Annotated in this window: 29 protein-coding genes; 19 read left to right on the top strand and 10 right to left on the bottom strand. The window is 66.5% G+C overall.

The window, feature by feature from the left end; genetic code table 11:
• Positions 1-2 precede the first annotated feature (2 nt).
• Positions 3-1223 carry a cysteine desulfurase family protein gene (locus tag BST47_RS13265; protein ID WP_083125990.1) on the top strand — a complete coding sequence of 407 codons (1221 nt, stop codon included), beginning with the start codon at positions 3-5 and terminating at the stop codon, positions 1221-1223.
• Positions 1223-2290: a tRNA 2-thiouridine(34) synthase MnmA gene (gene mnmA, locus BST47_RS13260; protein ID WP_083125989.1), complete on the top strand. Its 1068-nt coding sequence runs from the start codon at positions 1223-1225 to the stop codon at positions 2288-2290. Before BST47_RS13265 ends, mnmA begins: the two co-directional genes overlap by 1 nt.
• 6 nt (positions 2291-2296) lie before the next feature.
• On the opposite strand, the gene BST47_RS13255 is transcribed toward mnmA, so the two are convergent.
• On the bottom strand, positions 2297-2938 hold the full coding sequence (locus BST47_RS13255; protein ID WP_083125988.1) for a sensor domain-containing protein: 642 nt from the start codon (positions 2936-2938) through the stop codon (positions 2297-2299).
• Between the two features lie 53 nt (positions 2939-2991).
• On the opposite strand from BST47_RS13255, the gene BST47_RS13250 reads away from it, so the two are divergent.
• From BST47_RS13250 to BST47_RS13235, 4 genes are all read left to right on the top strand, one after another.
• On the top strand, positions 2992-4002 hold the full coding sequence (locus tag BST47_RS13250; RefSeq protein ID WP_083125987.1) for a uroporphyrinogen decarboxylase/cobalamine-independent methonine synthase family protein: 1011 nt from the start codon (positions 2992-2994) through the stop codon (positions 4000-4002).
• 69 nt (positions 4003-4071) lie between these two features.
• Positions 4072-4566 carry an SRPBCC family protein gene (locus tag BST47_RS13245; protein WP_083125986.1) on the top strand — a complete coding sequence of 165 codons (495 nt, stop codon included), beginning with the start codon at positions 4072-4074 and terminating at the stop codon, positions 4564-4566.
• Positions 4563-4889 (top strand): ArsR/SmtB family transcription factor, encoded by a 327-nt coding sequence (locus tag BST47_RS13240; RefSeq protein WP_083125985.1) that lies wholly within the window; start codon positions 4563-4565, stop codon positions 4887-4889. Before BST47_RS13245 ends, BST47_RS13240 begins: the two co-directional genes overlap by 4 nt.
• Before the next feature lie 114 nt (positions 4890-5003).
• Positions 5004-5783: a hypothetical protein gene (locus BST47_RS13235; RefSeq protein ID WP_133056209.1), complete on the top strand. Its 780-nt coding sequence runs from the start codon at positions 5004-5006 to the stop codon at positions 5781-5783.
• Here BST47_RS13235 and BST47_RS13230 read toward each other — a convergent pair.
• Together BST47_RS13230 and BST47_RS13225 are read right to left on the bottom strand one after the other, a co-directional pair.
• Positions 5769-7376 carry a 4-coumarate--CoA ligase family protein gene (locus BST47_RS13230; protein WP_083125983.1) on the bottom strand — a complete coding sequence of 536 codons (1608 nt, stop codon included), beginning with the start codon at positions 7374-7376 and terminating at the stop codon, positions 5769-5771. The genes BST47_RS13235 and BST47_RS13230 overlap by 15 nt on opposite strands.
• A 34-nt stretch (positions 7377-7410) precedes the next feature.
• Complete coding sequence (locus BST47_RS13225) at positions 7411-7818, bottom strand: MmcQ/YjbR family DNA-binding protein (RefSeq protein WP_083125982.1); 408 nt, start codon at positions 7816-7818, stop codon at positions 7411-7413.
• 68 nt (positions 7819-7886) lie between these two features.
• On the opposite strand from BST47_RS13225, the gene ligA reads away from it, so the two are divergent.
• Together ligA and BST47_RS13215 are read left to right on the top strand one after the other, a co-directional pair.
• Positions 7887-9995: an NAD-dependent DNA ligase LigA gene (gene ligA, locus BST47_RS13220; RefSeq protein WP_083125981.1), complete on the top strand. Its 2109-nt coding sequence runs from the start codon at positions 7887-7889 to the stop codon at positions 9993-9995.
• A gap of 62 nt (positions 9996-10057) precedes the next feature.
• A complete protein-coding gene (locus BST47_RS13215; protein WP_083125980.1) occupies positions 10058-10312 on the top strand; it encodes a metallothionein in 255 nt (84 codons plus the stop codon).
• Between the two features lies 1 nt (position 10313).
• On the opposite strand, the gene BST47_RS13210 is transcribed toward BST47_RS13215, so the two are convergent.
• Both BST47_RS13210 and BST47_RS13205 read right to left on the bottom strand, forming a co-directional pair.
• On the bottom strand, positions 10314-10979 hold the full coding sequence (locus BST47_RS13210) for an ACT domain-containing protein (RefSeq protein WP_207568597.1): 666 nt from the start codon (positions 10977-10979) through the stop codon (positions 10314-10316).
• Positions 10980-11059: 80 nt separating this feature from the next.
• Positions 11060-11530 carry an SRPBCC family protein gene (locus BST47_RS13205; protein ID WP_083125979.1) on the bottom strand — a complete coding sequence of 157 codons (471 nt, stop codon included), beginning with the start codon at positions 11528-11530 and terminating at the stop codon, positions 11060-11062.
• 70 nt (positions 11531-11600) lie between these two features.
• Here BST47_RS13205 and BST47_RS13200 point away from each other — a divergent pair, with 70 nt between their 5' ends.
• The 5 genes from BST47_RS13200 to gatB are packed head-to-tail and all read left to right on the top strand — an operon-like array spanning position 11601 to position 16351.
• Positions 11601-11975, top strand: coding sequence for a MerR family transcriptional regulator (locus BST47_RS13200; RefSeq protein WP_083125978.1), 375 nt, complete (start codon positions 11601-11603; stop codon positions 11973-11975).
• An 11-nt stretch (positions 11976-11986) separates the two neighbouring features.
• Complete coding sequence (gene gatC / locus BST47_RS13195) at positions 11987-12286, top strand: Asp-tRNA(Asn)/Glu-tRNA(Gln) amidotransferase subunit GatC (protein ID WP_083125977.1); 300 nt, start codon at positions 11987-11989, stop codon at positions 12284-12286.
• A 5-nt stretch (positions 12287-12291) separates the two neighbouring features.
• Positions 12292-13776 carry an Asp-tRNA(Asn)/Glu-tRNA(Gln) amidotransferase subunit GatA gene (gatA, locus tag BST47_RS13190; RefSeq protein ID WP_083126160.1) on the top strand — a complete coding sequence of 495 codons (1485 nt, stop codon included), beginning with the start codon at positions 12292-12294 and terminating at the stop codon, positions 13774-13776.
• 17 nt (positions 13777-13793) lie between these two features.
• Positions 13794-14825, top strand: coding sequence for an ATP-dependent 6-phosphofructokinase (locus BST47_RS13185; RefSeq protein ID WP_083125976.1), 1032 nt, complete (start codon positions 13794-13796; stop codon positions 14823-14825).
• A gap of 23 nt (positions 14826-14848) precedes the next feature.
• Positions 14849-16351, top strand: a complete 1503-nt coding sequence (gene gatB / locus BST47_RS13180) for an Asp-tRNA(Asn)/Glu-tRNA(Gln) amidotransferase subunit GatB (protein ID WP_083125975.1) — start codon at positions 14849-14851, stop codon at positions 16349-16351.
• Here the strand turns inward: gatB and BST47_RS13175 are convergent.
• A complete protein-coding gene (locus tag BST47_RS13175) occupies positions 16348-16959 on the bottom strand; it encodes a TetR/AcrR family transcriptional regulator (RefSeq protein WP_083125974.1) in 612 nt (203 codons plus the stop codon). The two genes, gatB and BST47_RS13175, sit on opposite strands and share 4 nt — an antisense overlap.
• A gap of 100 nt (positions 16960-17059) precedes the next feature.
• Here BST47_RS13175 and BST47_RS13170 point away from each other — a divergent pair, with 100 nt between their 5' ends.
• Positions 17060-17794 (top strand): 3-oxoacyl-ACP reductase family protein, encoded by a 735-nt coding sequence (locus tag BST47_RS13170; RefSeq protein ID WP_083125973.1) that lies wholly within the window; start codon positions 17060-17062, stop codon positions 17792-17794.
• A 2-nt stretch (positions 17795-17796) separates the two neighbouring features.
• Complete coding sequence (locus BST47_RS13165; RefSeq protein ID WP_083125972.1) at positions 17797-18114, top strand: DMT family transporter; 318 nt, start codon at positions 17797-17799, stop codon at positions 18112-18114.
• Between the two features lie 56 nt (positions 18115-18170).
• On the opposite strand, the gene BST47_RS13160 is transcribed toward BST47_RS13165, so the two are convergent.
• Positions 18171-19292 carry a PQQ-dependent sugar dehydrogenase gene (locus BST47_RS13160; RefSeq protein WP_083125971.1) on the bottom strand — a complete coding sequence of 374 codons (1122 nt, stop codon included), beginning with the start codon at positions 19290-19292 and terminating at the stop codon, positions 18171-18173.
• A 140-nt stretch (positions 19293-19432) separates the two neighbouring features.
• On the opposite strand from BST47_RS13160, the gene BST47_RS13155 reads away from it, so the two are divergent.
• On the top strand, positions 19433-20272 hold the full coding sequence (locus BST47_RS13155; RefSeq protein ID WP_165799786.1) for a DoxX family protein: 840 nt from the start codon (positions 19433-19435) through the stop codon (positions 20270-20272).
• 4 nt (positions 20273-20276) lie between these two features.
• On the opposite strand, the gene BST47_RS13150 is transcribed toward BST47_RS13155, so the two are convergent.
• Positions 20277-20618 carry a PH domain-containing protein gene (locus BST47_RS13150; protein ID WP_083126159.1) on the bottom strand — a complete coding sequence of 114 codons (342 nt, stop codon included), beginning with the start codon at positions 20616-20618 and terminating at the stop codon, positions 20277-20279.
• A 308-nt stretch (positions 20619-20926) separates the two neighbouring features.
• On the opposite strand from BST47_RS13150, the gene BST47_RS13145 reads away from it, so the two are divergent.
• The 3 genes from BST47_RS13145 to ilvC are packed head-to-tail and all read left to right on the top strand — an operon-like array spanning position 20927 to position 24339.
• Entirely contained in the window at positions 20927-22780 is a 1854-nt protein-coding gene (locus BST47_RS13145; protein WP_083125969.1) for an acetolactate synthase large subunit, read from the top strand.
• Positions 22780-23286, top strand: coding sequence for an acetolactate synthase small subunit (gene ilvN, locus BST47_RS13140; protein WP_083125968.1), 507 nt, complete (start codon positions 22780-22782; stop codon positions 23284-23286). The genes BST47_RS13145 and ilvN overlap by 1 nt, the downstream gene beginning before the upstream one ends.
• Before the next feature lie 39 nt (positions 23287-23325).
• The gene (gene ilvC, locus BST47_RS13135; protein ID WP_083125967.1) at positions 23326-24339 is read left to right on the top strand and encodes a ketol-acid reductoisomerase; all 1014 of its coding nucleotides are present in this window, start codon (positions 23326-23328) and stop codon (positions 24337-24339) included.
• A 42-nt stretch (positions 24340-24381) separates the two neighbouring features.
• On the opposite strand, the gene BST47_RS13130 is transcribed toward ilvC, so the two are convergent.
• Positions 24382-24846, bottom strand: coding sequence for a phosphoribosyltransferase (locus BST47_RS13130; protein WP_083125966.1), 465 nt, complete (start codon positions 24844-24846; stop codon positions 24382-24384).
• A gap of 36 nt (positions 24847-24882) precedes the next feature.
• On the bottom strand, positions 24883-25305 hold the full coding sequence (locus BST47_RS13125) for a hypothetical protein (RefSeq protein WP_083126158.1): 423 nt from the start codon (positions 25303-25305) through the stop codon (positions 24883-24885).
• Between the last annotated feature and the right edge of the window lie 44 nt (positions 25306-25349).

The following is a 25349-nucleotide window of genomic DNA, read 5'->3' as shown; positions in this document are numbered from 1 at the left end:
CTATGACCTCGCCAGATGATCTTCGCCCCAGCGGCGCGCTGCCGGTCTATCTGGATCACGCCGCCACCACCCCGATGCACCCCGGGGCCATCGAGGCGATGACGTCAGTCCTGGCGACCGTCGGTAACGCGTCGTCACTGCACGGCGCCGGGCGGACCGCCCGCCGCCGCATGGAGGAGGCCCGCGAGACGCTCGCCAAGCTACTGGGCGCTCGGCCGTCCGAGGTGATCTTCACCGCGGGTGGAACCGAGAGTGACAACCTGGCGGTCAAGGGCATCTACTGGGCGCGCCGAGACGGCGACCCGCGCCGCCGACGCATCATCACCACTGGCGTTGAGCACCACGCCGTGCTCGATGCCGTCGAGTGGCTCGTCGAACACGAAGGCGCCGAGGTGACCTGGCTTCCCGTCGACGCCGACGGATCGATATCACCGTCGGCGCTTCGGGATGCGTTGCGGGACCACGACGACGTGGCGCTGGTGACCGTCATGTGGGCAAACAACGAAGTCGGCACGATCATGCCGACCGCGAAACTGGCTGCGATTGCTGCCGAATTCGACATCCCGATGCATAGCGACGCCGTCCAGGCGGTGGGTCAGATACCGGTCGACTTTGCCGCTAGCGGACTGTCGGCGATGAGCATCGCCGGGCACAAATTCGGCGGGCCCACCGGGGTGGGGGCATTGCTGTTGCGCCGCGACACGGCATGTGTGCCGTTGTTGCACGGTGGGGGACAAGAACGCGATGTGCGTTCGGGTACACCGGATGTCGCCGGTGCAGTCGCCATGGCCGCCGCAGCGCGGATCGCAGTAGAAGGCCTGGAAGCCAACAGCGTACGCGTCACCGAACTGCGCGACCGCCTGATCGACGGCGTGCTGTCGAGCATTGACGATGTGCACCTCAATGGCGCGACGGGCAGCGACCGGCTGCCCGGCAACACCCACTTCACGTTCCGCGGTTGCGAGGGCGACTCGCTGCTGATGCTGCTGGACGCCAAAGGGATTGAGTGCTCGACAGGTTCGGCGTGCACCGCCGGAGTCGCGCAGCCCTCACACGTGCTGATCGCGATGGGCGCCGATCCCGCCAGCGCCCGCGGCTCGCTGCGATTGTCGTTGGGCCACACCACCACCGAATCAGATGTCGAGGCCGCGTTGGCCGTCCTGCCCGCCGCGGTAGAGCGGGCGCGACACGCGGCATTGGCAAGCTCAGGAGTGGTCGACTAGTGCGGGTGCTCGTAGCGATGAGCGGTGGCGTGGACTCTTCGGTCGCAGCCGCCCGGATGGTCGACGCCGGACACGACGTGGTGGGCGTGCACCTTGCGCTGTCGTCGGCGCCCGGCACGCTGCGCACCGGATCACGGGGCTGCTGCTCCAAGGAGGACGCCGGCGACGCCCGACGGGTCGCCGATGTGCTCGACATCCCGTTTTACGTCTGGGATTTCGCAGACCGATTCAAAGAAGACGTGGTTGACGACTTTGTGTCGTCCTACGCGCGTGGCGAGACGCCGAATCCGTGCGTGCGGTGCAATGAGCGAATCAAGTTCTCCGCGTTGGCGGCTCGTGCGCTCGCGCTGGGGTTCGACGCCGTGGCCACGGGTCATTATGCGCGGTTGTCGAGCGGACGGCTGCGTCGCGCCGTCGATGCCGACAAGGACCAGTCCTACGTTCTCGCGGTGCTGACGGCCGAGCAGTTGCGCCACGCGGTGTTCCCCGTTGGTGACACCCCCAAGCCGCAGATTCGTGAGGAGGCGGCCAGCCGGGGGCTCGCCGTCGCCGAAAAGCCGGACAGCCACGACATCTGCTTCATTCCCTCGGGAGACACGCGCGCATTTCTCGGCGCCCGAATCGGGGTCCGTCGCGGCACAGTTGTCGACTCGGGCGGAACGGTGCTCGCCGAACACGACGGCGTGCACGGGTTCACCGTCGGCCAGCGCAAGGGCCTTGGCATCGCCGGACCCGGATCCGACGGGAAGCCGCGATACGTCACCGGCATCGACGCCGAAACCGGCACCGTGCAAGTCGGCAACGCCGCGGATCTCGACGTTTGGTCGCTGACCGGCGAACGGCCGGTGTTCACAACCGGCGACGCGCCGACGGGCCCGATGGAATGCCAGGTGCAGGTGCGCGCGCACGGCGGGATCGGTGACGGTGTCGCCGAACTTCGCGACGGCCGGCTGGCCGTCGAGCTGCGCGCCCCGATTCGAGGCGTGGCGGCGGGGCAGACGATGGTCCTCTACCGCCCCGATCCGGACGGCGACGAAGTGCTGGGGAGCGCGACCATCACCCGCTGACGGCGATCACTCCGGCACATTCGCGAGGATGTTCGTCATCACGATGTCGGGCACCGAGCCGGGGAAGTGACAGAAGGTGACCTCCACCATCACCACCGATTTGACGCGGTAGTCCCGGCCGCAGGCGCCCGGCCGCATCGTCAGGGCCTGGCTGCCGCTTGTCCATTCACCGACCAGCGCCGACCCCAAAGCGGTTGAGCCGCAATCGTCGACTCTGCTGACGAGGCTGTCGAAGGCCGCCCGGGCGGTTTCGGTGTCGCGATAGGCCGCCACGCCTTCGGAGATGAGGGCGCCGTCGGGGGGATTTTGGAACGTGGTCTTGTGGAACTCCTCCACGTCGGGACCGAACGTCTGGGATTCTGCAAATAGCCATTCACATTGTGGCGGCGCACCTTTGACGAGTGAATCGACGTCGACAGGGATCTTGCCGTCCATACTCGGGATGATCGAGAGGTCCTCGCCGGCGCCGGTGATCGCCCGCATCTGCGACTGGTCGAGGACTACCGACTCGACGTCGACCGGCGACCGCGAATCGTCGTCGAGGCCGGGGACTGCCCGCACCGCGGTGCCGGCGACCGACTGCGTGCAGCCCGCGGCAAGGAGCGCCGCCACACCCCAGACCAGAAATGACCTGGTCGCCACGGGCATGACCTACCTCCCCTTTCCGATCGAGACTAGCCCCATCGAATACTGTTCAGCGAGTGAGTGTTTTCGCCGCCGCTACCGGCATCGGATCATGGCCGGGCACCTCGCCCCGTCAGGCCGCAGAAATCGTCGTCGGCGAATTGCACACCCTGCCGCATCTCGTTGAGCTTCCGGGCCGGGGGGTCGGTGCGGACATGATCGGCCGGGCCGGTGCGCTGCTCGTCGATATCGGGATCGACACCGTGCCGCGCGGTTACCGGATCGCCCCTGGCCGCAGCGCGGTGGTTCGCCGCGCCGTCAGCCTGCTCAACGAGGACCTCGACGCGCTGGAGGAGGCGTGGGAGAACGCCGGCCTGCGAGGCGGCAACCGCACCGTCAAAGTTCAATCCCCGGGCCCCATCACCTTGGCGGCGCAGCTGGAGCTTTCCGGAGGGCATCGCGCCATCACCGATGCGGGCGCGGTACGCGACCTGGCCGCCTCGCTCGGGGAGGGCATGGCGCGGCATCGGGCCGAGGTCGCCAGGCGACTGGATACGGCGGTGGTGGTGCAGTTCGACGAGCCGCTGTTGCCCGCGGCGCTGCTCGGCCGGCTCACCGGGGTGACCAGTCTGTCGCCCGTGCATCCGGTCGACGAACCCATCGCGATCGGGTTGATCGACGACTGCATCGCGACCACAGGCGCCGAGGTTGCGTTGCACAGTTGTGCCGCGGACCTACCATGGAACATGTTGCAGCGCAGCTCTATTCAAGCGCTATCGGTTGACGTATCCACGCTCACCGCAGCCGATCTCGACGGTATCGGCGAGTTCGTCGAAAGCGGGCGCACCGTCCTGCTCGGGGTCGTTCCGACGACCGCACCCGCCGCACGCCCCTCGTCCGAGGCGATCGCAGAGGCGGCGGTCACCGTCACCGACCGACTCGGCTTCCCACGGTCGGTGCTGGGTGAGCGGATCGGAGTCACCCCCGCGTGCGGGCTCGCCGGAGCCACCCCGGAATGGGCTCGCATCGCCATCGAACTCGCGCAGAAGGCGGCCGATGTGTTCGCCGAGGATCCGGACGCGATCTAAAACAAGCAACTGAAAGGTTGCGTGTCGGCGCCGTCGCCGCTAGCCTGACAAGCAACCAGGAGGTTGCATATGAATCCAGATCGGATCGAGAAGGAAGTTCTGTTGAAAGCCCCGCTGGACCGAGTCTGGCGCGCAGTCAGCGACGCCGACGAGTTCGGCAGCTGGTTCGGTGTGCGCTTCGACGGACCGTTCGTGCCGGGCACCTCGGTGATGGGGACGATCACCCCGACGACGGTCGACGAGGACGTCGCCAAGGCGCAGCAGCCGCACGCCGGAAAGGCGGACGCCTGGCACATCGTTGCGGTGGAACCACAACGCCGGCTCGCGTTCCGTTGGCATCCGTTCGGGGTCGACGACGGCGCCGACTACGCGGACGAACCGACGACTCTGGTCGAGTTCACGCTCGAAGACACCGCCGACGGAGTGCTGCTGCGCATCGTCGAATCCGGTTTCGACGCCATCCCTGCCGAGCGCAGGCAGTCGGCGTTCGAGGGCAACAGCGAAGGCTGGGCGGCGCAGACCGAACTGGTCCGCAAGTACCTGGCCCTCAGCGAGAAGGTGTGAGTACGTCGGTCGTCGCCAGGGCGCCGCTGTTCGACGCCTTGGGCGACCCGAACCGCCTACGCATCATCACCCGCCTGTGCGACGGCGGGCCGTGCTCGACGACCGAAGTCACCACGGTGGTATCTGTTAGCCGACAGGCCGCGACCAAGCATCTGTTGCTCCTGGAGACGGTGGGCCTGGTGAGCAGTCGGCGTCACGGCAGGGAACGTATCTGGCGGATGGAGCCGAAGCCCTTGGCCGATGCCAGCGAATACTTGAATGCGTTGTCGCAACGATGGGACAAAGCAATTGACCGCCTGCGAACTTTCGTCGAGGATAAATAGAGGCCGTCACGTAACTTCGCGCGTTCGCCGAACAGATCCGCTATGCACGCCCGCCGCGTGCAACAATGCACTGACGACAACGTCGATTCATATTTGCCACTCGCAGGAGAAATTGTGGCCCGACTCAGCCCGCGTCTCACCGCATGTGCCGGTGTGATCGCGGCGTTTCTCCTGCTAGGCGGGACCGCGACGGTGGCTGTCGCGGACCCGGGCGGCTCGCAATCTGATCGCGACAACAGTCTTGACCGTGGCAACGGCGACGGCAACGGACGCGGTGGGTCCGGCGGCGGCGATGGAGACCGCGGCGGCAAGGGCGCCGAGGGTGACGGCGACGCCGACGAGGGCGGTGTCGAGAGCCCGGAGGTCCGGTTCGGCTCAGGCCGTATTGACGCTCCCGACGTCGGCCAGTTGGCGCCGAGTCTGGCCGCGGGCTCAGGCAACGACGGCGCAGAGTCGCGTTCAGCCCAAGGCGGCGCGGGCGTGTTCGGCGGTGTCGGCGCGGGCCGCACACCCGGTGGGTCCGGTATGGATCGCGCCGGCGTGCCAAACGCGCGGTTCGATCCTCCCCGCGTGACGTTCGGCAATGGCCGCACACCCGGCACTCGGCAGCCTGATTCCGAACCGCAATGGCGGGCCCCGGTGGCCGAACCGGCACCTGCGGCGCCGCCGCCACCTCCGCCGCCGGCCCCCGCGCCCGCCCCCGCGCCGCCATGGGTGGGCCGGATTCCGGCCGCGCCGGTGCTGACACAACAAATGGGTGAACCACGACCGGTCGACTGGTCGGACCCGCTGTGGGGGGTCGCCGGCCTCCTGCTGATCCCGGCCGCAGGTGCCGTCCTCGGCTACCGGCAGGCACGCGCCGCGCACGCGGCGGAGAGACTACGTCGTTCGTAGATCCTTACGCAGGATCTTGCCTGACGCGGATTTCGGTATCGTCTCGATGAACTCCACCTGACGGACCTTCTTGTACGGCGCCACCTCACCGGCGACGAACTCCATCACCTCGTCCGCGCTCAACTCCTGCTCGGCCTGTTTGACCACGAAAGCCTTTGGCACCTCTTCGCCTTCGGCGTCGACAACTCCGATGACCGCCGCGTCGGCGATCCCGGGATGGCTGAGCAGCACTGCCTCGAGTTCGGCGGGAGGCACCTGGTAGCCCTTGTACTTGATCAGTTCCTTGAGCCGGTCGACGATGTACACGCAGCCGTTGGCGTCGACCTGGGCGAGGTCGCCGGTGTGCAGCCAGCCGTTCTCATCGATCGTCTCGTTGGTGGCCGAGTCGTTGTTCAGGTAGCCCGCCATCACGTTCGGCCCCTTGAACCAGAGCTCACCCGTCTCGCTGAGACCCTCTGCGGGGACCTCGATTTCGTCGCCGGTCTCGGGGTCGATGATTTTGGACGCGGCGTTGGACACGGTCCAGCCGACCGAGCTCAGCGGCGCGGCGCCCTTCACGTCATGCGCGCCCGCGTCGAACGGGGTGATGTGGCTGACGGGGCTCAGCTCGCTCATCCCGTAGCCCTGAACGACGCGGCATCCCAACCGGTCGGCGACCGCCTGACCGAGATCGGCGTCCAGTGGGGCGGCGCCCGACATGACGACTTTCAGCGAGCCGAGGTCGTAGTCGTCGATCAGCGGATGCTTGGCCAGCGCGACGGCGACCGGCGGCGCGATGAACGCGATCGAGCACTTGTGGTTCGCGATGTTCGCCAGGAATTCGGTCAGATCGAAGCTCGGCATGATGACCAGGCGTGCGCGGGCGTGCAGGGCGGCGTTCAGCAACACCGTCATCCCGTAGATGTGGAAGAAGGGCAGCACGGCGATCACGACATCGTCGGCGACCATGCCGTGCAGCGGTCGGATCTGCGCGACGTTGGCCACCAGGTTGCGGTGAGTCAGCATCACGCCCTTGGGGTTTCCGGTCGTGCCCGAGCTGTACGGCAGCACCGCAAGATGCGAGGACGGGGCGAAGCTGACGTCAGGTGCCGGCAGACCCGGCTTCATCAGATCAGCGGCGTTGGGATGGCCGGCGATCTCATGGCCCTCACCGTCCAGCACGACGAGATCGCTGTCGGCCAGCCCGACCGCCGCGGCCGCTTCCTTCGCTTGGGCCAGCAGCGGTGTGACCGTCACCAGCATCTTGGCGTCCGAATCGGTCAGCTGTTTGGCGATGTCCTTGGCGGTGAACAGCGCGTTGATGGTCGTGGCGGTGGCACCCGAGCGCAGGATGCCGTGGAACGCGACTGCGAACGCCGAACTGTTCGGAGACAGCAGCCCGACGACATCCCCGACGCCGATACCGCGCCCGGTCAGCGCCCCGGCGAACGCGTCGACACGCGCGATCATCTCGCGGTAGGTGGTTTCCCGGCCCGACTTCGCGTCGATGAGGGCGATCTGGTCGAGGTCTTCCTCGGCGATGCGGTCGAACAGGAAGTCGTAGACGCTGGAGGATGGGATATCGACTTCGGGGAATGGGCTCGCGAAGCTCATGACCCTGATCGAACCATGACCGGCCGGTCGCGGGTCAAGCTTCGTCGAGTCGAGCGACGAGCTTCTTGGGTGCGGTCAACCGATACGACGCGTCGATCAGCTCGGTGACCTCGCGCCAATCGGGTTTCTTCGTCGCCGCGAGATTCAGGCCCAGCCAGCCTGCCGGGCCCAGGTAAGCGGGGAAGAAGAACCGATGATCGGCCTCGAGCGCGCGACGGTCGCTCTCGTCGACCTTGACCATGATCGACTGCGGGTACTGGACATAGCCGGCACCCTTGGTCGCCGGTTTGACGCTGCCGCCGTACATCAAGAACATCTTGGTGACGAAGAACGACGGCCGGCCATGCGACACCTTTTCGTACGCCTCGGGGAATTCCAGCGCGATCGTGCGCACCTTCGCCAGCGCCGGGTCGTCGTCGCGGAACATCACCGGATGTGGCATGCGGTCAGGGTATCTGCCCCCGACGACGTGTCCGGGGCGATGTCTGAGCCCTCGGCTAGCCTGCGAGAGTGAGCCCGAAGGCGACCCGTGACCCGAAGATCACCCTGGCCGAACAGTCAGAAGATGCCCCCGATGCCGACCTGCGCCGCCGCTGGCAGGAGCTGTCCGACGACGTGCGCGGTCATCAGTTCCGCTATTACGTCCGCGACGCCCCGGTCATCTCCGACGCTGAGTTCGACGAGCTGCTACGTGAACTGCAGGCGCTCGAGGACGAGCACCCTGAGCTGCGGACCCCTGACTCGCCGACCCAATTGGTCGGCGGTGCCGGCTTCGCCACCGAATTCACCTCCGCCGATCACCTCGAGCGGATGCTGTCGCTGGACAACGTGTTCACCCCCGATGAACTCGCGGCGTGGGCAGCACGCACCAAGGGCGAAATCGGTGACGGCGCGCATTACCTCTGCGAGCTCAAGATCGATGGCGTCGCCCTGGCGTTGGTGTATCTCGACGGGCGCTTGGATCGCGCGGCCACCCGCGGCGACGGCCGCACCGGCGAAGACGTCACTCTGAATGCGCGGACCATCGACGACATCCCCGAAAAGCTCACCGGCACCAAAGAATTCCCGGTGCCGAAGGTTCTCGAGGTCCGCGGTGAGGTGTTCTTCCGCGTCGCCGACTTCGAAGACCTCAACGCCGGGCTGGTTGCCGAGGGCAAGCCGCCGTTCGCCAATCCCCGAAACAGCGCCGCCGGCTCGCTGCGCCAGAAGAACCCGGCGGTTACCGCGCGCCGCAGGCTGCGGATGATCTGCCACGGCCTCGGCCACACCGAGGGCTTCAGACCCAAGACCCTGCACGACGCCTATCGCGCGCTGGGGGATTGGGGGCTACCGGTGTCCACTCACACCGCGAAGGTCAAGGGCATCGACGCCGTCACCGAGCACATCGCGTCCTGGGGTGAGCGCCGGCACGACGTCGAGCACGAAATCGACGGTGTGGTGGTCAAAGTCGACGAAATCGCGCTGCAGCGGCGGCTCGGTTCCACCTCCCGCGCCCCGCGGTGGGCGATTGCCTACAAGTACCCGCCGGAGGAGGCGACCACCAAGCTGCTCGACATCAAGGTCAACGTAGGGCGTACCGGCCGCGTCACGCCGTTCGCCTTCATGGAGCCCGTCAAGGTTGCGGGTTCCACGGTCAGCCAGGCCACGCTGCACAACGCGTCGGAAGTTGTCCGCAAGGGCGTACTGATCGGCGACACCGTGGTGATCCGCAAGGCCGGCGACGTGATTCCGGAAGTGCTGGGACCGGTCGTCGATCTGCGTGACGGCTCCGAACGCGAATTCGTCATGCCAACAGAGTGTCCCGAATGCGGCACCACCCTCGCGCCCGCCAAAGAAGGCGACGCCGACATCCGTTGCCCCAACACGCGATCGTGTCCTGCGCAGCTGCGGGAACGCGTGTTCCACGTCGCGGGCCGCGGCGCGTTCGACATCGAGGGTCTGGGCTACGAGGCGGCCATTGCGCTCCTGCAGGCCGGCGTCATCGCGGACGAAGGTGACCTGTTCACCATCGACAGCGCAGATCTGTTGCGCACGGACCTGTTCAAGACCAAGGACGGCAATCTGTCGGCCAATGGCAAGCGGTTACTGGTGAATCTGCATGAGGCGAAAGCGAAACCGCTGTGGCGGGTGCTGGTGGCCCTGTCGATTCGGCACGTCGGCCCGACCGCCGCCCGGGCACTGGCCACCGAATACGGCACCCTGGACGCGATCATGGCCGCGTCGGAGGAGGAGCTGTCGGTCGTCGAGGGGGTGGGCCCGACGATCGCCGCCGCGGTCACCGAATGGTTCACCGTCGACTGGCACCGCGCGATAGTCGACAAATGGCGCGCGGCCGGTGTTCGAATGGCCGACGAACGCGACACCAGCATCGAACGCACCCTCGAGGGACTGTCGATCGTCGTCACCGGCTCGCTGACTGGATACTCCCGCGACGACGCGAAGGAGGCCATCGTCGCGCGCGGCGGAAAGGCCGCCAGCTCGGTGTCCAAGAAGACCGCGTACGTCGTCGCCGGCGATTCACCCGGCTCGAAATTCGACAAGGCCGTCGAACTCGGCGTCCCGGTTCTCGACGAAGACGGCTTCACGCGGCTGCTGGAGAACGGACCCGACGGCGTCTAGGTGTACGCGTTTGTCGCTGCGCGGCACCGGGCACCCGACCGGTGACTGCGAAGGAGTTAGTGATGGCGATCTGCGACACGTGCGGCAATGACTACGACAAAGCGTTCACCGTGACCTGGGGCGACGACAAGAGCGCGACTTTCGACAGTATCGAGTGCGCTGCGGCGCAGTTGGCGCCGGAATGCGCGCACTGCGGGTGCCGGATCCTGGGCCATGGCATCGAAACACCCGACGCGATCTTCTGTTGCGCCCACTGTGCGCGCAAGGACAGTAGCGCCGACGTCAATGACCGGTATCCGGTGCCCGCAGGAGCCTGACTCAGCGAAGAATCGTCGCGACGATCCCGGCGAGGTAGCCCAGCCGCGCCACCTCTGACGGGCGGAACTGCGGGCCGCCGGGTCGGCCGAGCACGACGGCGGACGTGGAGTTGCCCAACGGGGCCGCCGCCAGCGTCGTGTCCATGTCGCGCCACAGCTGCGGCACCCACTCGGCACCGCCATTCAGCGCCGCGGCGTGATCGATTGGCAGCCAGGGCGTTTCGGCGGCCTGCGTCTCGGGGGCGCCGTGGCTGCCGACGATGCGCTGGGGTCCGGACTCGGTCAATCGGACCACGGTGCACCACCCGACGCGCAGGACGCGGGGCGCCTCATCGGCGAGCACCTGCAGTTTCTTGTTGTTGGGCGCAGCGGCGATGTGGTCGATGAGCTCGAGTTCGCGGTGCGCCTCCAGCAATCCCAAGTGTGGCCGGATGGTGTCGACGTAGACGCCCTTGATCTGCTCGGCGGCGGTGATCAGCATGTCGGGCATCGCGCCGGGGGGCAGATCGACCACCAGATCGTCGACGGCGTAGCCGGTACCGCGTTCGACGACGTCGAGCGACAGGATGTCGGCGCCCACGGAGCCGAGCGCGACGGCTAACGAGCCGAGGCTGCCCGGTCGGTCCTCGAGCTGGACCCGCAGCAGATACGAAGGCACGCGCAACACTGTTGCACAGCGCCTGCCAGTCAGCATTCCGGCATGTCGGCCCCTCGGGGCCGCTGAGGACGTCTGGCCAGCTGAGCCGCTTACCGATGATCGTCGCAGCGAGTGCGTTCGAGGCGTCCCTTGAGGCGGTGCAACCCCGTGGAGGCGCGCTTCGTCATCACGATGCGCGCTATCGGCAGCACCAGCAGACGGGCGAGGATGTTGCGGTTGCGGCTGAGCATGCGCCATCGCACCGTGCACACCTGGGGCGATGACTGGCTGATGTGTATTTCCATCCGAGGCATCACGATCGACAGGTCGCCATCGGTGACGAGCCGATTCGGTGCGTCGGCCTCTACGACCCGAATGACCACCGATCGACGGCCGCGCAGCGGCACATCGACTGTCTCGCGGTACTCGCGTCCGCGCTCGGCGAACGCCACGTCGTTGTGTGCGACGATCTCGAGGACACCGGGAAACCACTCAGCGAAATTCTCGAGGTCGCAGGCGTAGTCGAATGCTTGCGCGTCCGTACACGCGATGTCGACAGCCGCATCCGCCAGTAGATACATCTCACGCTCCTTCTTCGCCGGTGGTCGGATGGTAAAGTGTCAAGTTGGGTCTACAGTCAAGCGAGTTGTGATGCGTATCAGCGATTTAGAGGCCGCAACAGGTGTGGGCCGGCACGCGCTGCGCTACTACGAACGCGAGGGATTGCTCGGGGAGATACCGCGAGGGCACAACAATTACCGGGACTACCCGCAGTCGCTGACCAAGCAGGTCAAGTTGCTTCGCAGCATGCAGTCGCTCGGCTTCAGCCTTGCCGAGATTCGTGAGGTGCTCGAAGGCCTGCGCGCCCGCGGTATCGACTGCGCTGACGGCGCCCGGCTCGTCGCCGACAAACGCGCCCGCGTGGAGCAACAGATCCGCGACCTCCGCACCGTCAGCCGCCTGCTGCGCGCCGAGCAGTTGCGGCTGGAGGACAGTGCGCGGAAGCACGGACGCCTGGCTGACTAGGCTTCGGAGTCGTGTCGCAGATCTCTCGAGACGAGGTAGCCCACCTGGCGCGCCTGGCCCGCCTCGCGCTGGCCGAGGACGAGCTGGACAGTTTCGCCGGACAGCTGGACGCCATCCTCAGCCACGTCAGCCAGATCCAGGCCGTCGATGTGGCCGGCGTGGACCCGACCGGCAATCCGCTCAAAGACGTCAACGTGTTCCGTCCCGACGACGTGGAACCGTGCCTGACCCAGGACGAAGCGCTGGCCGAGGCTCCCAAGGCGGTCGACGGCCGGTTCGCCGTCCCGCGGATCCTGGGGGAGGCGGAATGACCGGCATGAGTTCGGACATCGTTCGGCTCGACGCCGCCACGCTGGGCGCCAAGATTGCGGCCAAGGAGGTGTCGTCCACCGAGGCGACGCGCGCCTGTCTGGATCAGATCGCCGCGACCGACGGCGACTACCACGCCTTCCTGCATGTGGCCGAGGAGAAGGCGCTGGCCGAGGCGTCGCGGATCGACGATCTGGTCGCGGCGGGCGAGACGCTGCCGTCACCGCTGGCCGGTGTGCCGCTGGCGCTCAAGGACGTTTTCACCACCACCGACATGCCGACGACCTGCGGCTCGAAGATCCTCGAAGGCTGGACATCGCCGTACGACGCGACGGTCACCGCGCGGCTGCGGGCGGCAGGCATCCCGATCCTGGGCAAGACCAACATGGACGAGTTCGCCATGGGCAGTTCGACCGAGAACTCCGCGTACGGTCCGACCCGCAACCCCTGGAACACCGACCGGGTTCCCGGCGGTTCGGGCGGCGGCAGTGCCGCGGCGTTGGCGGCGTTCCAGGCGCCGCTGGCCATCGGGTCCGACACCGGTGGATCGATCCGTCAGCCCGCGGCGCTGACCGCGACGGTCGGGGTGAAACCGACCTACGGCACGGTCTCGCGCTACGGACTCATCGCCTGCGCGTCGTCGCTGGACCAGGGTGGGCCGTGCGCCCGGACAGTGCTGGACACCGCGCTGCTGCACGAGGTGATCGCCGGACACGACCCGAAGGACTCGACGTCGGTGGACGCCGAGGTGCCCGATGTCGTCGCGGCGGCAAAGGCGGGTGCGGCCGGCGACCTCAAGGGCGTCCGGATCGGAGTGGTGAAGCAGTTGCGCGGCGATGGGTACCAGCAGGGCGTGCTGGCGTCGTTCGACGCCGCCGTCGAACAGCTGACCGCGCTGGGCGCCGAGATCAGCGAGGTCGACTGCCCGCACTTCGACTATTCGTTGCCCGCCTACTACTTGATTTTGCCGTCGGAGGTGTCGTCGAATCTTGCGCGGTTCGATGCAATGCGGTACGGACTACGCATCGGCGACGACGGTACGCACAGCGCCGAGGAAGTGATGGCGATGACGCGGGCGGCTGGGTTCGGCCCAGAAGTGAAGCGCCGCATCATGATTGGCACCTATGCACTGTCGGCGGGCTATTACGACGCCTATTACAACCAGGCGCAGAAGGTGCGCACACTGATCGCGCGCGACCTCGACGAGGCCTACCAGAAGGTCGACGTGTTGGTGACCCCGGCCACTCCTTCCACGGCATTCCGTATTGGGGAGAAGGTCGACGATCCGTTGGCGATGTATCTGTTCGACCTGTGCACGCTGCCGCTGAACCTGGCGGGTCACTGCGGAATGTCGGTGCCTTCGGGCCTGTCGGCCGACGACAACCTGCCGGTCGGGCTGCAGATCATGGCGCCCGCGCTGGGCGATGACAGGTTGTATCGGGTCGGAGCGGCTTATGAAGTTGCGCGAGGTCCGCTGCCAACGGCGCTCTGACGGGGCAGGATGGACAGATGCGCATCGGAGTACTCACCGGCGGAGGAGACTGTCCCGGCCTGAACGCGGTGATCCGCGCCGTGGTCCGCACCTGTGACGTGCGCTACGGCTCGAAGGTCGTCGGCTTTCTGGACGGTTGGCGCGGCCTCCTCGAGGACCGCCGCATTCAGCTGGCCAATGACGATCGCAATGACCGGCTGCTGGCCAAAGGCGGCACCATGCTGGGGACCGCTCGGGTGCATCCCGACAAGCTGCGCGCCGGGCTCGATCAGATCAAACAGACGCTCGACGACAACGGGATCGATGTGCTCATCCCGATCGGCGGCGAGGGCACGCTGACCGCCGCGCACTGGCTGTCGGAGGAGAACGTGCCCGTGGTCGGGGTGCCCAAGACCATCGACAACGACATCGATTGCACCGATGTGACGTTCGGTCACGACACCGCACTCGGTGTCGCCAGTGAGGCCATCGACAGGCTGCACAGCACGGCGGAATCGCATCAGCGGGTGATGCTTGTCGAGGTGATGGGGCGCCACGCCGGCTGGATTGCGTTGAACGCGGGTCTGGCGTCCGGGGCGCACATGACACTGATCCCCGAGCAGCCTTTCGACGTCGACGAGGTGTGCCGGCTGATCAAGCAGCGGTTCGTCCGCGGCGACGCCCACTTCATCTGTGTGGTGGCCGAAGGGGCCAAACCGGCTGAGGGCACAATGCGGTTGCGCGAGGGCGGAATCGACGAGTTCGGCCACGAGAAGTTCACCGGCATCGCCCAGCAGCTCGCCATCGAGGTCGAGAAGCGGATCAATAAGGAAGTGCGGGTCACCGTGCTCGGCCACGTCCAGCGCGGCGGCACCCCGACCCCGTACGACCGAATCTTGGCGACCCGCTTCGGGGTCAACGCCGCCGACGCCGCACACGCGGGCGAGTACGGAATGATGGTGTCGCTGCGCGGTCAGGAGATCGGCCGGGTGCCGCTCGCCGACGCGGTGCGCCAGCTCAAGCTGGTGCCGCAGAGCCGCTACGACGACGCCGCCGAGTTCTTCGGCTGAGTCCTCTCACTAGGATCGGAGTCATGACTGTCGCCGCCGCTGAGCTTCTCGACTACGACGAGGTCATTGCCCGCTACGACCCCGTCATGGGCATGGAAGTCCACGTCGAGCTCTCCACCGCCACCAAGATGTTCTGCGGGTGCACCAACGAGTTCGGCGGCGAACCCAACACGCAGGTGTGCCCCGTGTGCCTGGGCCTGCCCGGATCGTTGCCGGTGCTCAACCAGTCCGCGGTCGAGTCGGCCATCCGGATCGGATTGGCGCTGAACTGCGATATCGCCCCGTGGGGTCGGTTCGCCAGGAAGAACTACTTCTACCCGGACCAGCCGAAGAACTACCAGATCAGCCAGTACGACGAGCCGATCGCCGTCAACGGCTACCTTGACGTGCCGCTCGAGGACGGGACCACCTGGCGCGTGGAGATCGAACGCGCGCACATGGAGGAAGACACCGGCAAGCTGACACACCTGGGCAGCGACACCGGCCGCATCGAGGGTGCGACCACGTCGCTGCTCGACTACAACCGCGCCGGTGTTCCGCTGATCGAGATCGTCACCAAGCCCATCGAGGGCACCGGCGAACGCGCACCGGAGATCGCCAAGGCATACGTAACCGCGCTGCGAGATCTGTTGCGCGCCTTGGGAGTTTCCGACGTACGGATGGACCAGGGCTCGATGCGCTGCGACTCCAACGTGTCACTGAAGCCCAAGGGCGCCACCGAGTTCGGCACACGCACCGAGACCAAGAACGTGAACTCGCTCAAGAGCGTCGAGGTCGCCGTGCGGTACGAGATGCGGCGTCAGGCAGCGGTTCTCGAGGCGGGCGGCAAGATCACTCAGGAGACTCGCCACTTCCACGAAGACGGTTACACGACCGCCGGTCGCAGCAAGGAGACCGCACAGGACTACCGGTATTTCCCCGAGCCCGACCTCGAACCGGTCGCACCGAGTGCAGAACTCGTCGAACGGCTGCGGGGCACCATTCCCGAGCTACCGTGGTTGACCCGCAATCGGATTCAGCAGGACTGGGGCATCTCCGACGAGGTGATGCGCGATCTGGTCAACATCGGAGCTCTCGACCTCATCGCCGCGACCGTCGAACACGGCGCTACCAGTGACGCTGCCCGCGCTTGGTGGGGAAATTTCCTGGTGCAGAAGGCCAATGAAGGCGGAGTGGAACTCGAGGCGCTCCCGATCACCCCCGCGCAGGTCGCCGCGGTGGTGAAGCTCGTCGACGAGGGCAAGCTATCGAACAAGCTGGCGCGTCAGGTCGTCGAGGGCGTATTGGCCGGCGAAGGTGAGCCCGAACAGGTGATGACCGATCGAGGACTCGCCGTCGTGCGCGACGACTCGCTGATCCAGGCTGCCGTCGATGAGGCCCTGGCTGCCAATCCCGATGTCGCGGAGAAGATTCGCGGCGGCAAGGTGCAGGCCGCCGGCGCCATCGTCGGCGCGGTGATGAAAGCGACCAAGGGCCAAGCCGACGCGGCCCGCGTACGCGAACTGGTGCTGGCCGCCTGCAGCTAGGCCGCCTGTCCGACCAGTCCGTCCCACGCCGCGATCGCGCCCTCGGCTATCGACGACAACTTCTTTTCATCGGCGCCGTCGCGAGCCTGGATCGCCATCCCGTGGTTCACCGTGTTGTAGAACGCGGCTATCGCGGCGGCGTCGGCGCCGGCCGGTACGTCGCCCTCGGCGATCCCGCGCTTGACGCGTTCGCGAAAGTCGGTCTCGAGCGCCATTCGCCACTGCGCGAGATACTCGTGCACTGACCGGGTGTCGTCGCCGGACGTGGTCGCCGCGAGCACGATCATGCATCCGCGGGGATTGTCGGGGTCGCAGAAGACGACGGCGTGGTGGCGCAGCACCGCCGAGATCGCCTCCCGCGCAGTCGGTCGCTCACGAAGCTCAGCGGCGGCTGTCGCGCCCAAGGTGTCGTTGTAAAAGGCGACCGCCTCGCGGAAAAGCTCCTCCTTGCTGCCGAACGCCGCATAGAGGCTGGGGGAACTGATGCCCATCGCCGCGGTGAGGTGGCTCATCGAGGTGGCTTCGTAGCCGTGCTCCCAGAACACCTCCATGGCGCGCCGCAGGGCCTCGTCGCGGTCGAAGGCGCGGGGTCTCCCACGCGTTGCCATGCGCCGCACCTCCTTTTATGTATCGAACGACAAAGAATTCGTTGACAAGTGTAGCCTCCGCATTTAATTTTGTATCGAACGACACAAAAAGGAGGATGGGATGTCTGAATCGAGCGTTGCGCTGGTGACCGGCGGGAGCAGGGGGATCGGGGCGGCGATCGCCGAGCGAATGGCCGAACAGGGCTCAGACGTGGCCATCACCTACGCCCAGTCCAAGGAGCGGGCCGACGAGGTTGTCGACCGCATCCGCGCCCACGGGCGCCGGGGGTTCGCCGTCAAGGCCGACAACGCCGCCGCCGACGAGGTGGTGACCGCGGTTCAGCAGACCGCCGACGAGCTGGGTGGGCTGGACATCCTCGTCAACAATGCGGGCATCTACCCGTTCGGAGTCATCGACGACGTGCCGGCCGAGGACGTCGACCGCACCCTCGCCATTCACGTCCGCGCCGTGTATCTGGCCAGCCAGGCCGCGGTGCGACACATGTCGGCCGGCGGCCGGATCATCAGCATCGGAAGCAATCTCGCCGAGCGCGTGCCGTATCCGGGCATCGCGCTGTACGCGATGAGCAAGTCCGCTCTCATTGGCTTCACCAAAGGACTGGCCCGTGATGTCGGCGAGCGGGGGATCACGGTGAATGTCGTCCAACCTGGCTCGACAGATACCGACATGAATCCCGTCGAGGGTGACACGGCCGATGAACAGCGGGCGACGTCCGCCCTCGGCCGGTACGCCGATGCGCGCGAGATCGCCGACGCTGTCGCGTTTTTGGCGAGTCCCGCCGCGTCATACATCACCGGAGCCGTGCTCACCGCCGACGGCGGCACGAACGCCTGACCATGGCATGGGTGATCCTCGTCTGCGCGGGCCTGCTCGAAATCGTCTGGGCCACCGCGCTCAAACAATCCGACGGCCTCAGTCGGCTGTGGCCGAGTGTCATCGGTATCGGCGGTGCTGCGCTCAGCTTCACCCTGCTCGCGGTGGCGCTTCGGCAGTTGCCTGCGGGGACCGGCTACGCGGTGTGGGTCGGGATCGGCGCGGTCGGTGTTGCCGTGGCAGGCATGGTCATGTTCTGTGAGACCGTCAGTGTGGCGCGGGTGCTGTTCCTGTCGATCATCGTCGTCGGCATCGTTGGGCTACGCCTCGTCGAGGCCTGAAGCGCAACGGCTCGCTGTTCGGCGCTGCAGCGAAAACCGAAGTGCCGCAGCGATTTTTACGTAGCGTCCTCGTTCTTACGCGGGAAGCCGCCGCCCTGCGGGAAGAGCGGGAAGACGACGTCGTCGAGCTTCTCGGCATCACCGGCCGTCTTGTTGATGGTCGCGCCCCAGACGTTGCCGTCGGGTGAGACCGCCATCGCCCACGCGTGGCCGTGCTGGTCCTGACGCACCACCTCTGGATCGCCGGTGACCGCGCCCGTGTCCGGTGCCATGCGAACGGCGACGGACTGTTTGGTGTTGACGAGGTTCACCAGCACGGTGCCGTCCAGTGCCGCGCAGCCGGCGACGCCCGGGCGGTCGGGCCACGTCCATACGGTCGATACCGTGGAGTCCTTGGCGATCTTCTGTAGGCGATCACCGGTCGGTGTGCGATCGGTGACGTACAGCGACTCGTCCGACGGGTCGATGCACAGCCCACCGCCGGCGCCCAAACCGGACAGCGCCGTCGTCGTCGGCGCCTGGTCGACCGTCGTCGGCTGCTCGATCCGCAACAACTTGCCGGCCAGTGAGCGAGGATCACCGGCCTGAGCGGGGTCACCGGCGTCGCCCGTCTGTACCAGCAGGGTGGTCGGGCTGGTGAAGATCAGCGACCCGGTGTTACCGGTCGGGCCCTTGGGGATGCCGGTCAGGATCGGCTTGGGTATGTCGCCGTCGGCGATGCGGATGACCCGATTGTCGGTCGGGGTGCTGACGTAGGCGTACATCAGCCGGTCCTGGACGTACGTCGGTGACAAGACGATGTCCATGAGCCCGCCGTCACCGGACCCGTCGACGGGTAGGACGACTTTGACCTTGGGTTCGGCGCGCACCGACACCTCTTTGACCGCGCCGGTCGTGCGTTCACCCACCAGCGCGGACTGGCTGTCGGGCAGCATGATCAGGCCGCTGGTGCTTTCCAGGCAGCCCTGCATGACGCCGGGCGCCGGGCATTCCTTCGGGAACGGCTTGGGCGGCAGCGGCGGAGGTGGCGGCGGCTTCGAGGACGGTCCGGGCTTCAGTTCCGGCTCGGTCGTGAACGGTTGCGATTGCGCGTCGTCGAATCGCGCGCAGCCCGACGCCACCAGCAACGCCGCACACACCACGGCGAACACAGTCCGCATCGGCCGCCGCAGTCTCATGCGAGCCAGATTACGGATCGTTCGGTGGTGCGCGCCACGCACGTGCTTGCGTCGCACATGGAGAAGGCCCGCGAAATGGTGGCCAGAAAGCACCGCGCCAATCCTCGGGTCACAGGCGAACAGCCCTTACGCTGGGGGTCGTGACCAGTCAACCCCACGACCCAAGCGCGTGGCAGCGGCCCGACGACGCGGCCGGGCGCCCCATGTCGGCGAGCCTGGTCGACCCCGAGGACGATCTTCCGTCCGCGAATTACGCCGGCGACTTCGAAACGACGGCGATCCCGCCGTACGACTCCGGCCGGTCTTCTTCCGAAACCGCCGGCGGCTTCGGGCTGCTCAACGAGCCCGAACCGCTGCCGTACGTCCAGCCGGGCGGTCGGCATTCCCTGTCCCCGTACGGAGCAGACCCGGCCGAGTACGGGCCGGATATCGACGCTCACACCCGGGGCGATGACCGCCGCGGCACCCAGGATCTCGGTCTTCTCTTCTTGCGCCTCGGCATCGGTGCGATCCTGATCGCACACGGACTGCAGAAGGCCTTCGGTTTGTTCGACGGTCCCGGCCTGGACGGCTGGGGCGATTCGCTGAGCGCGATGGGCTTCAAATACGCCGACATCCTGACCTACGTCACGACCTTTGGTCAGATCGCCGCGGGCCTGCTGCTGGTGCTCGGTCTGTTCACCCCGGTGGCGGCGGCCGGCGCGCTGGCATACCTGGTGACCGGCCTGCTCGCGGAGGCGATGGCGGCCCACGAAGAGGCCAGGCTGGCGTTGTTCCTCACCGATGGCCACGAATACAAGGTGTTCCTGGCGGGCGCGGTGGCGGCGCTCATCCTGACCGGTCCCGGCCGGTACGGTCTCGACGCAGGACGCGGCTGGGCCCGACGTCCGTTCGTCGGCTCGTTCATCGCGTTGCTGCTTGCGGTCGGTGTCGGTGTCGCGGCCTGGGTGCTGCTCAACGGCGGCAATCCGCTGGGTTAGCGCGTTACGCGTAGGGGTTGGGCACCCGGCCCGCGCTCACCTCGGTGAGCTGCGGCAACGTCGCGAACGTCACCGCGGGGAGCTGGAGTTCGCTGCCGTCTTTGAGTTGCGCCGTCGCCCAGGACGACCTGCCGAACCGCAGGCCGTCGATGTCATCCCAGCCGACGGTCTGGCTGCCAAGCAGTGTCCGAGCGGTCACCGTCGCGCTGTCGGCGATCGTGCGGTACCTGACCACCGCGACCGACAGCAAAATCGGGATGACGAGCAGGAGCGCAACCCAGTGCGGACCGGCGAGAATCACCGCCAGCAGGCCCAGTGTGAAGAATCCGACCGCAAAATGTGCCATCGGGGAAATCCGGATGACGACGGGCTGTTGATCGGTGTCGGCACTCACATGGCCATTTTGGCACCCTGCGGCAGGGTGCCGGGAATTTGACCGTTGACCTGTGCGGAGGCTACCGTCAGGTGTTATGCAGGCCCCGGGATTGCTCGTAGTAATTGGGAAGCGCGTTGATGCCGCGCTAGCCCTCGCCCGGGCATAGCCAACAGCATCGACGCGCGACCCTCGTACAGCAGCCCAGCTGACGGGGGTTTTTTCTTGCCCCACCACCGATTTGAGATCCTAGAAACAACCAGGAACAGAGAGAGAACATCGTGAGCGCACCCACCACGCGACCGCCCGAGCAGTCGGAGACCGCGCCGAACGGGAAACATGCCGCGCCCAAGCCCAGCTCGGCGCCGTCCAAACGCATTGCGCCGCACCAGCTCACCGGAGCGCAGGCAGTAATCCGGTCGCTGGAGGAACTCGACGTCGACACGATCTTCGGCATCCCCGGCGGTGCCGTGTTGCCGGTCTACGACCCGCTTTTCGACTCGCAGAAGCTGCGCCACATCCTGGTGCGCCACGAGCAGGGGGCGGGCCACGCCGCCAGCGGCTATGCACACGCCACCGGCAAGGTCGGTGTGTGCATGGCGACGTCGGGTCCGGGTGCGACCAACCTGGTCACTCCGCTGGCCGACGCCTACATGGACTCGATCCCCGTCGTCGCGGTCACCGGGCAGGTCGGGCGCGCGCTGATCGGCACGGACGCGTTCCAGGAAGCCGACATCTCCGGCATCACGATGCCCATCACCAAGCACAACTTCCTGGTCCGCGACGGCGACGACATCGCACGGGTGATGGCCGAGGCGTTCCACATCGCGCGGACAGGCCGCCCGGGCCCGGTGCTCGTCGACATCCCGAAGGACGTGCTGCAGGGGCAGTGCACGTTCAGCTGGCCGCCGCAGATCGATCTGCCCGGTTACAAGCCGAACACCAAGCCGCACAATCGCCAGGTTCGTGAGGCCGCCAAACTGATCGCGGCGGCCCGCAGGCCGGTGCTGTATGTGGGCGGCGGCGTGATCCGCGGCGAGGCCACCGACGAACTGCTGAATCTGGCCGAGCTGACCGGGATCCCGGTCGTCACCACCCTGATGGCCCGCGGCGCGTTCCCGGACAGCCATCCGCAGAACATGGGCATGCCGGGGATGCACGGCACGGTGGCCGCGGTGGCCGCTCTGCAGCGCAGCGATCTGCTGATCGCGTTGGGCACGCGGTTCGACGACCGGGTGACCGGCAAGCTGGATTCCTTTGCGCCGGAAGCCAAGGTGATCCACGCCGACATCGACCCGGCCGAGATCGGTAAGAACCGCCACGCCGACGTGCCGATCGTCGGTGACGTCAAAGCGGTGATCACCGACCTGATCGAGGTGCTGCGGCGCGACGGCAGCATCGGTTCGATCAAGACCGACAAATGGTGGGAGTATCTGCGCGGCGTGCAGTCGACCTACCCATTGAGCTACGGCGCACAGAGCGACGGCAGCCTCTCGCCCGAGTACGTCATCGAGACCCTGGGCAAGATCGCGGGCCCGGACGCGGTGTACGTCGCAGGCGTTGGGCAGCACCAGATGTGGGCCGCGCAGTTCATCAAGTACGAGAAGCCGAAAACCTGGCTGAACTCGGGCGGTCTCGGCACCATGGGCTTCGCGGTTCCGGCCGCGATGGGGGCCAAGTTCGGTCGCCCCGATGCCGAGGTGTGGGCGATCGACGGCGACGGCTGCTTCCAAATGACCAATCAGGAACTGGCGACGTGCGCCGTCGAGGGCGCGCCGATCAAGGTCGCGATCATCAACAACGGCAATCTGGGCATGGTGCGGCAGTGGCAGACGCTCTTCTACGAGGAGCGCTACAGCCAAACCGATCTCGCCACGCATTCACATCGCATCCCGGACTTCGTCAAGCTGGCCGAGGCCCTCGGCTGTGTCGGGTTGCGTTGTGAGCGTGCCGAAGACGTTGAGTCCGTCATCCAGCAGGCACGGGAGATCAACGACCGTCCCGTCGTCATCGACTTCATCGTCGGCGCCGACGCGCAGGTGTGGCCGATGGTGGCCGCAGGCACCAGCAATGACGAGATCCAGGCCGCGCGCGGTATCCGCCCGCTGTTCGACAACGAAGAGGGACACGCCTGATGGCCGTCAACACCCACACCCTGTCGGTGCTCGTCGAGGACAAGCCCGGCGTGCTGGCACGCGTCGCATCGCTGTTCTCACGGCGTGGCTTCAACATTCAGTCACTCGCGGTCGGTGCGACCGAGCAGAAGGACATGTCCCGGATGACGATCGTGGTGAGTGTCGAGGACTCACCGCTCGAGCAGATCACCAAGCAGCTCAACAAGCTGGTCAACGTGATCAAGATCGTCGAACAGGACGAGGACAATGCGGTCGCTCGGGAGTTGGCGCTCATCAAGGTGCGCACCGATGCATCCACGCGCAGCCAGGTCATCGAGGCAGTGAATCTCTTCCGCGCCAAGGTCGTTGATGTCTCTACAGAGTCGCTGACCGTCGAGGCGACCGGCACCCCCGAGAAGCTCGAGGCACTGCTGCGGGTGTTGGAGCCGTATGGAATCCGCGAGCTCGTGCAGTCCGGTGTGGTGTCGCTGTCGCGCGGTCCGCGCGGCATCGGCACCGTCAAATAATCCCAATCAGTAGAAAAGCAAAGAGAAGGAAAGTCACGAATGCCAGTTGAGATGTTCTACGACGACGACGCGGACCTGTCGATCATCCAGGGACGCAAGGTCGGCGTCATCGGCTACGGCAGCCAGGGCCACGCACACTCGCTGTCTCTGCGCGACTCCGGCGTGCAGGTGAAGGTCGGCCTGAAGGAGGGATCGAAGTCCCGCGACAAGGTCACCGAGCAGGGCCTGGACGTGGACACGCCCGCCGAGGTGGCCAAGTGGGCCGACGTGATCATGCTGCTGGCGCCCGACACCGCGCAGGCTGACATCTTCAAAAACGACATCGAGCCCAACCTGGAGGACGGCAACGCGCTGTTCTTCGGTCACGGCCTGAACATCCACTTCGACCTGATCAAGCCGCCGGCCAACGTCACCATCGGCATGGTTGCCCCGAAAGGCCCGGGCCACCTGGTGCGTCGTCAGTTCGTCGACGGTAAGGGTGTGCCGTGTCTGATCGCGGTCGACCAGGATCCCAAGGGTGAGGGCGAGGCGCTCGCGCTCTCGTACGCCAAGGGGATCGGTGGCACCCGCGCGGGCGTCATCAAGACGACGTTCAAGGACGAGACCGAGACCGACCTCTTCGGTGAGCAGGCCGTGTTGTGCGGTGGCACCGAGGAACTCGTCAAGACCGGCTTCGACGTCATGGTCGAGGCGGGCTACGAGCCCGAATTGGCCTACTTCGAGGTGCTGCACGAACTCAAGCTGATCGTCGACCTGATGTACGAGGGCGGCATCGCGCGGATGAACTACTCGGTCTCCGACACCGCGGAGTTCGGTGGCTACCTGTCCGGGCCGCGTGTGATCGACGCCGACACCAAGAAGCGCATGAAGCAGATTCTGGCCGAGATCCAGGACGGCACCTTCGTGAAGCGTCTGGTCGCCAACGTCGAGGGCGGCAACAAGGAACTCGAGGGACTGCGCAAGGCGAACGCCGAGCATCCCATCGAGGTGACTGGCAAGAAGCTGCGCGACTTGATGAGCTGGGTCGATCGCCCCATCACCGAAACCGCCTGACCGTGTGATTTCGGTGTGGCCGGTCGCGCTCATCGCAACTGGCTACACCGGAATCGCCCCGGTCCATGGGAATTCGATCCACAAATCGGTGCGGCGCCAGACGTATTCGCAATCGATTTCCGACTGCGGCTTCTGGTAGACGACGGCACAGCGGACCTCCGCGACGTGTTCGGCGCAGAAGTCGCGGACGAAACGCAGTGTCGCCCCGGTGTCCGCGACGTCGTCGGCGATCAGCATGCGTGCACCACCCAGATCGGCGACGTCGGGCAGGGGAGGCAGCAGGACAGGCGCATCCAGGCGCTGGTCCACGCCGGTGTAGTACTCGACGTTCATCATGTGCACCTTTTTGACCTCCAGCGCGTAGCCGAGCGCGCCTGCGACGAACAACCCACCGCGCGCCACAGCGAGTATGAGATCGGGTGCGAAACCGTCGTCGACGACGGCCGAGGCGAGTTGCCGTGTCGCGGCACCGAACTGGTCCCACGACAATTCTTCCCGATCGGTCATTTGGCAAACCGTAATCGCTTGCGGGCGGGAACGCCGCTACGGACGCCGTTCGTGGCCGGCCTTGCCGTGGGTGCGGCGCCGCTCCTTCATGTCCGCCTCGAACACATGGCGCGCGCCCTGTTGCAGCTCCGAACGCACGCGTTGCTCATGGTCACGGAACAACGACCAGTAGTTGTCGTCGAACTCCTCGACGATCTGGAACGTCCAGCGTCCGTATAGGACATTGCGGCCCACGACTTCGTCCTCGAGTCGGTCGGCCACTGCGCCGTGCCCGGCCTCACGCAGTTGGTCGCAGGCTTTGCCGAGCAGAAGATCGGCATGGCCCATCAGCTGATGGAACGAATACAGATGGCCGCGGGCGCGCTCCACGAATTCGAGCGCCTCGGAAACCGTGCCGACGGCTTCGACCGTTGCATCGTCGAGGCCGGCCGGTCGCCGGGGATTCTCGGGCTGTGTCACGGCGAAAGAGATACCCGATATGGGCGGTGAGACACGGTTCGGCG

The organism is Mycolicibacterium tusciae (genome assembly GCF_002086795.1).
Lineage (GTDB): Bacteria > Actinomycetota > Actinomycetes > Mycobacteriales > Mycobacteriaceae > Mycobacterium > Mycobacterium tusciae.
The sequence above is the reverse complement of the archived record's forward strand: the minus strand, read 5'-3'. Positions and strand labels throughout refer to the sequence as shown.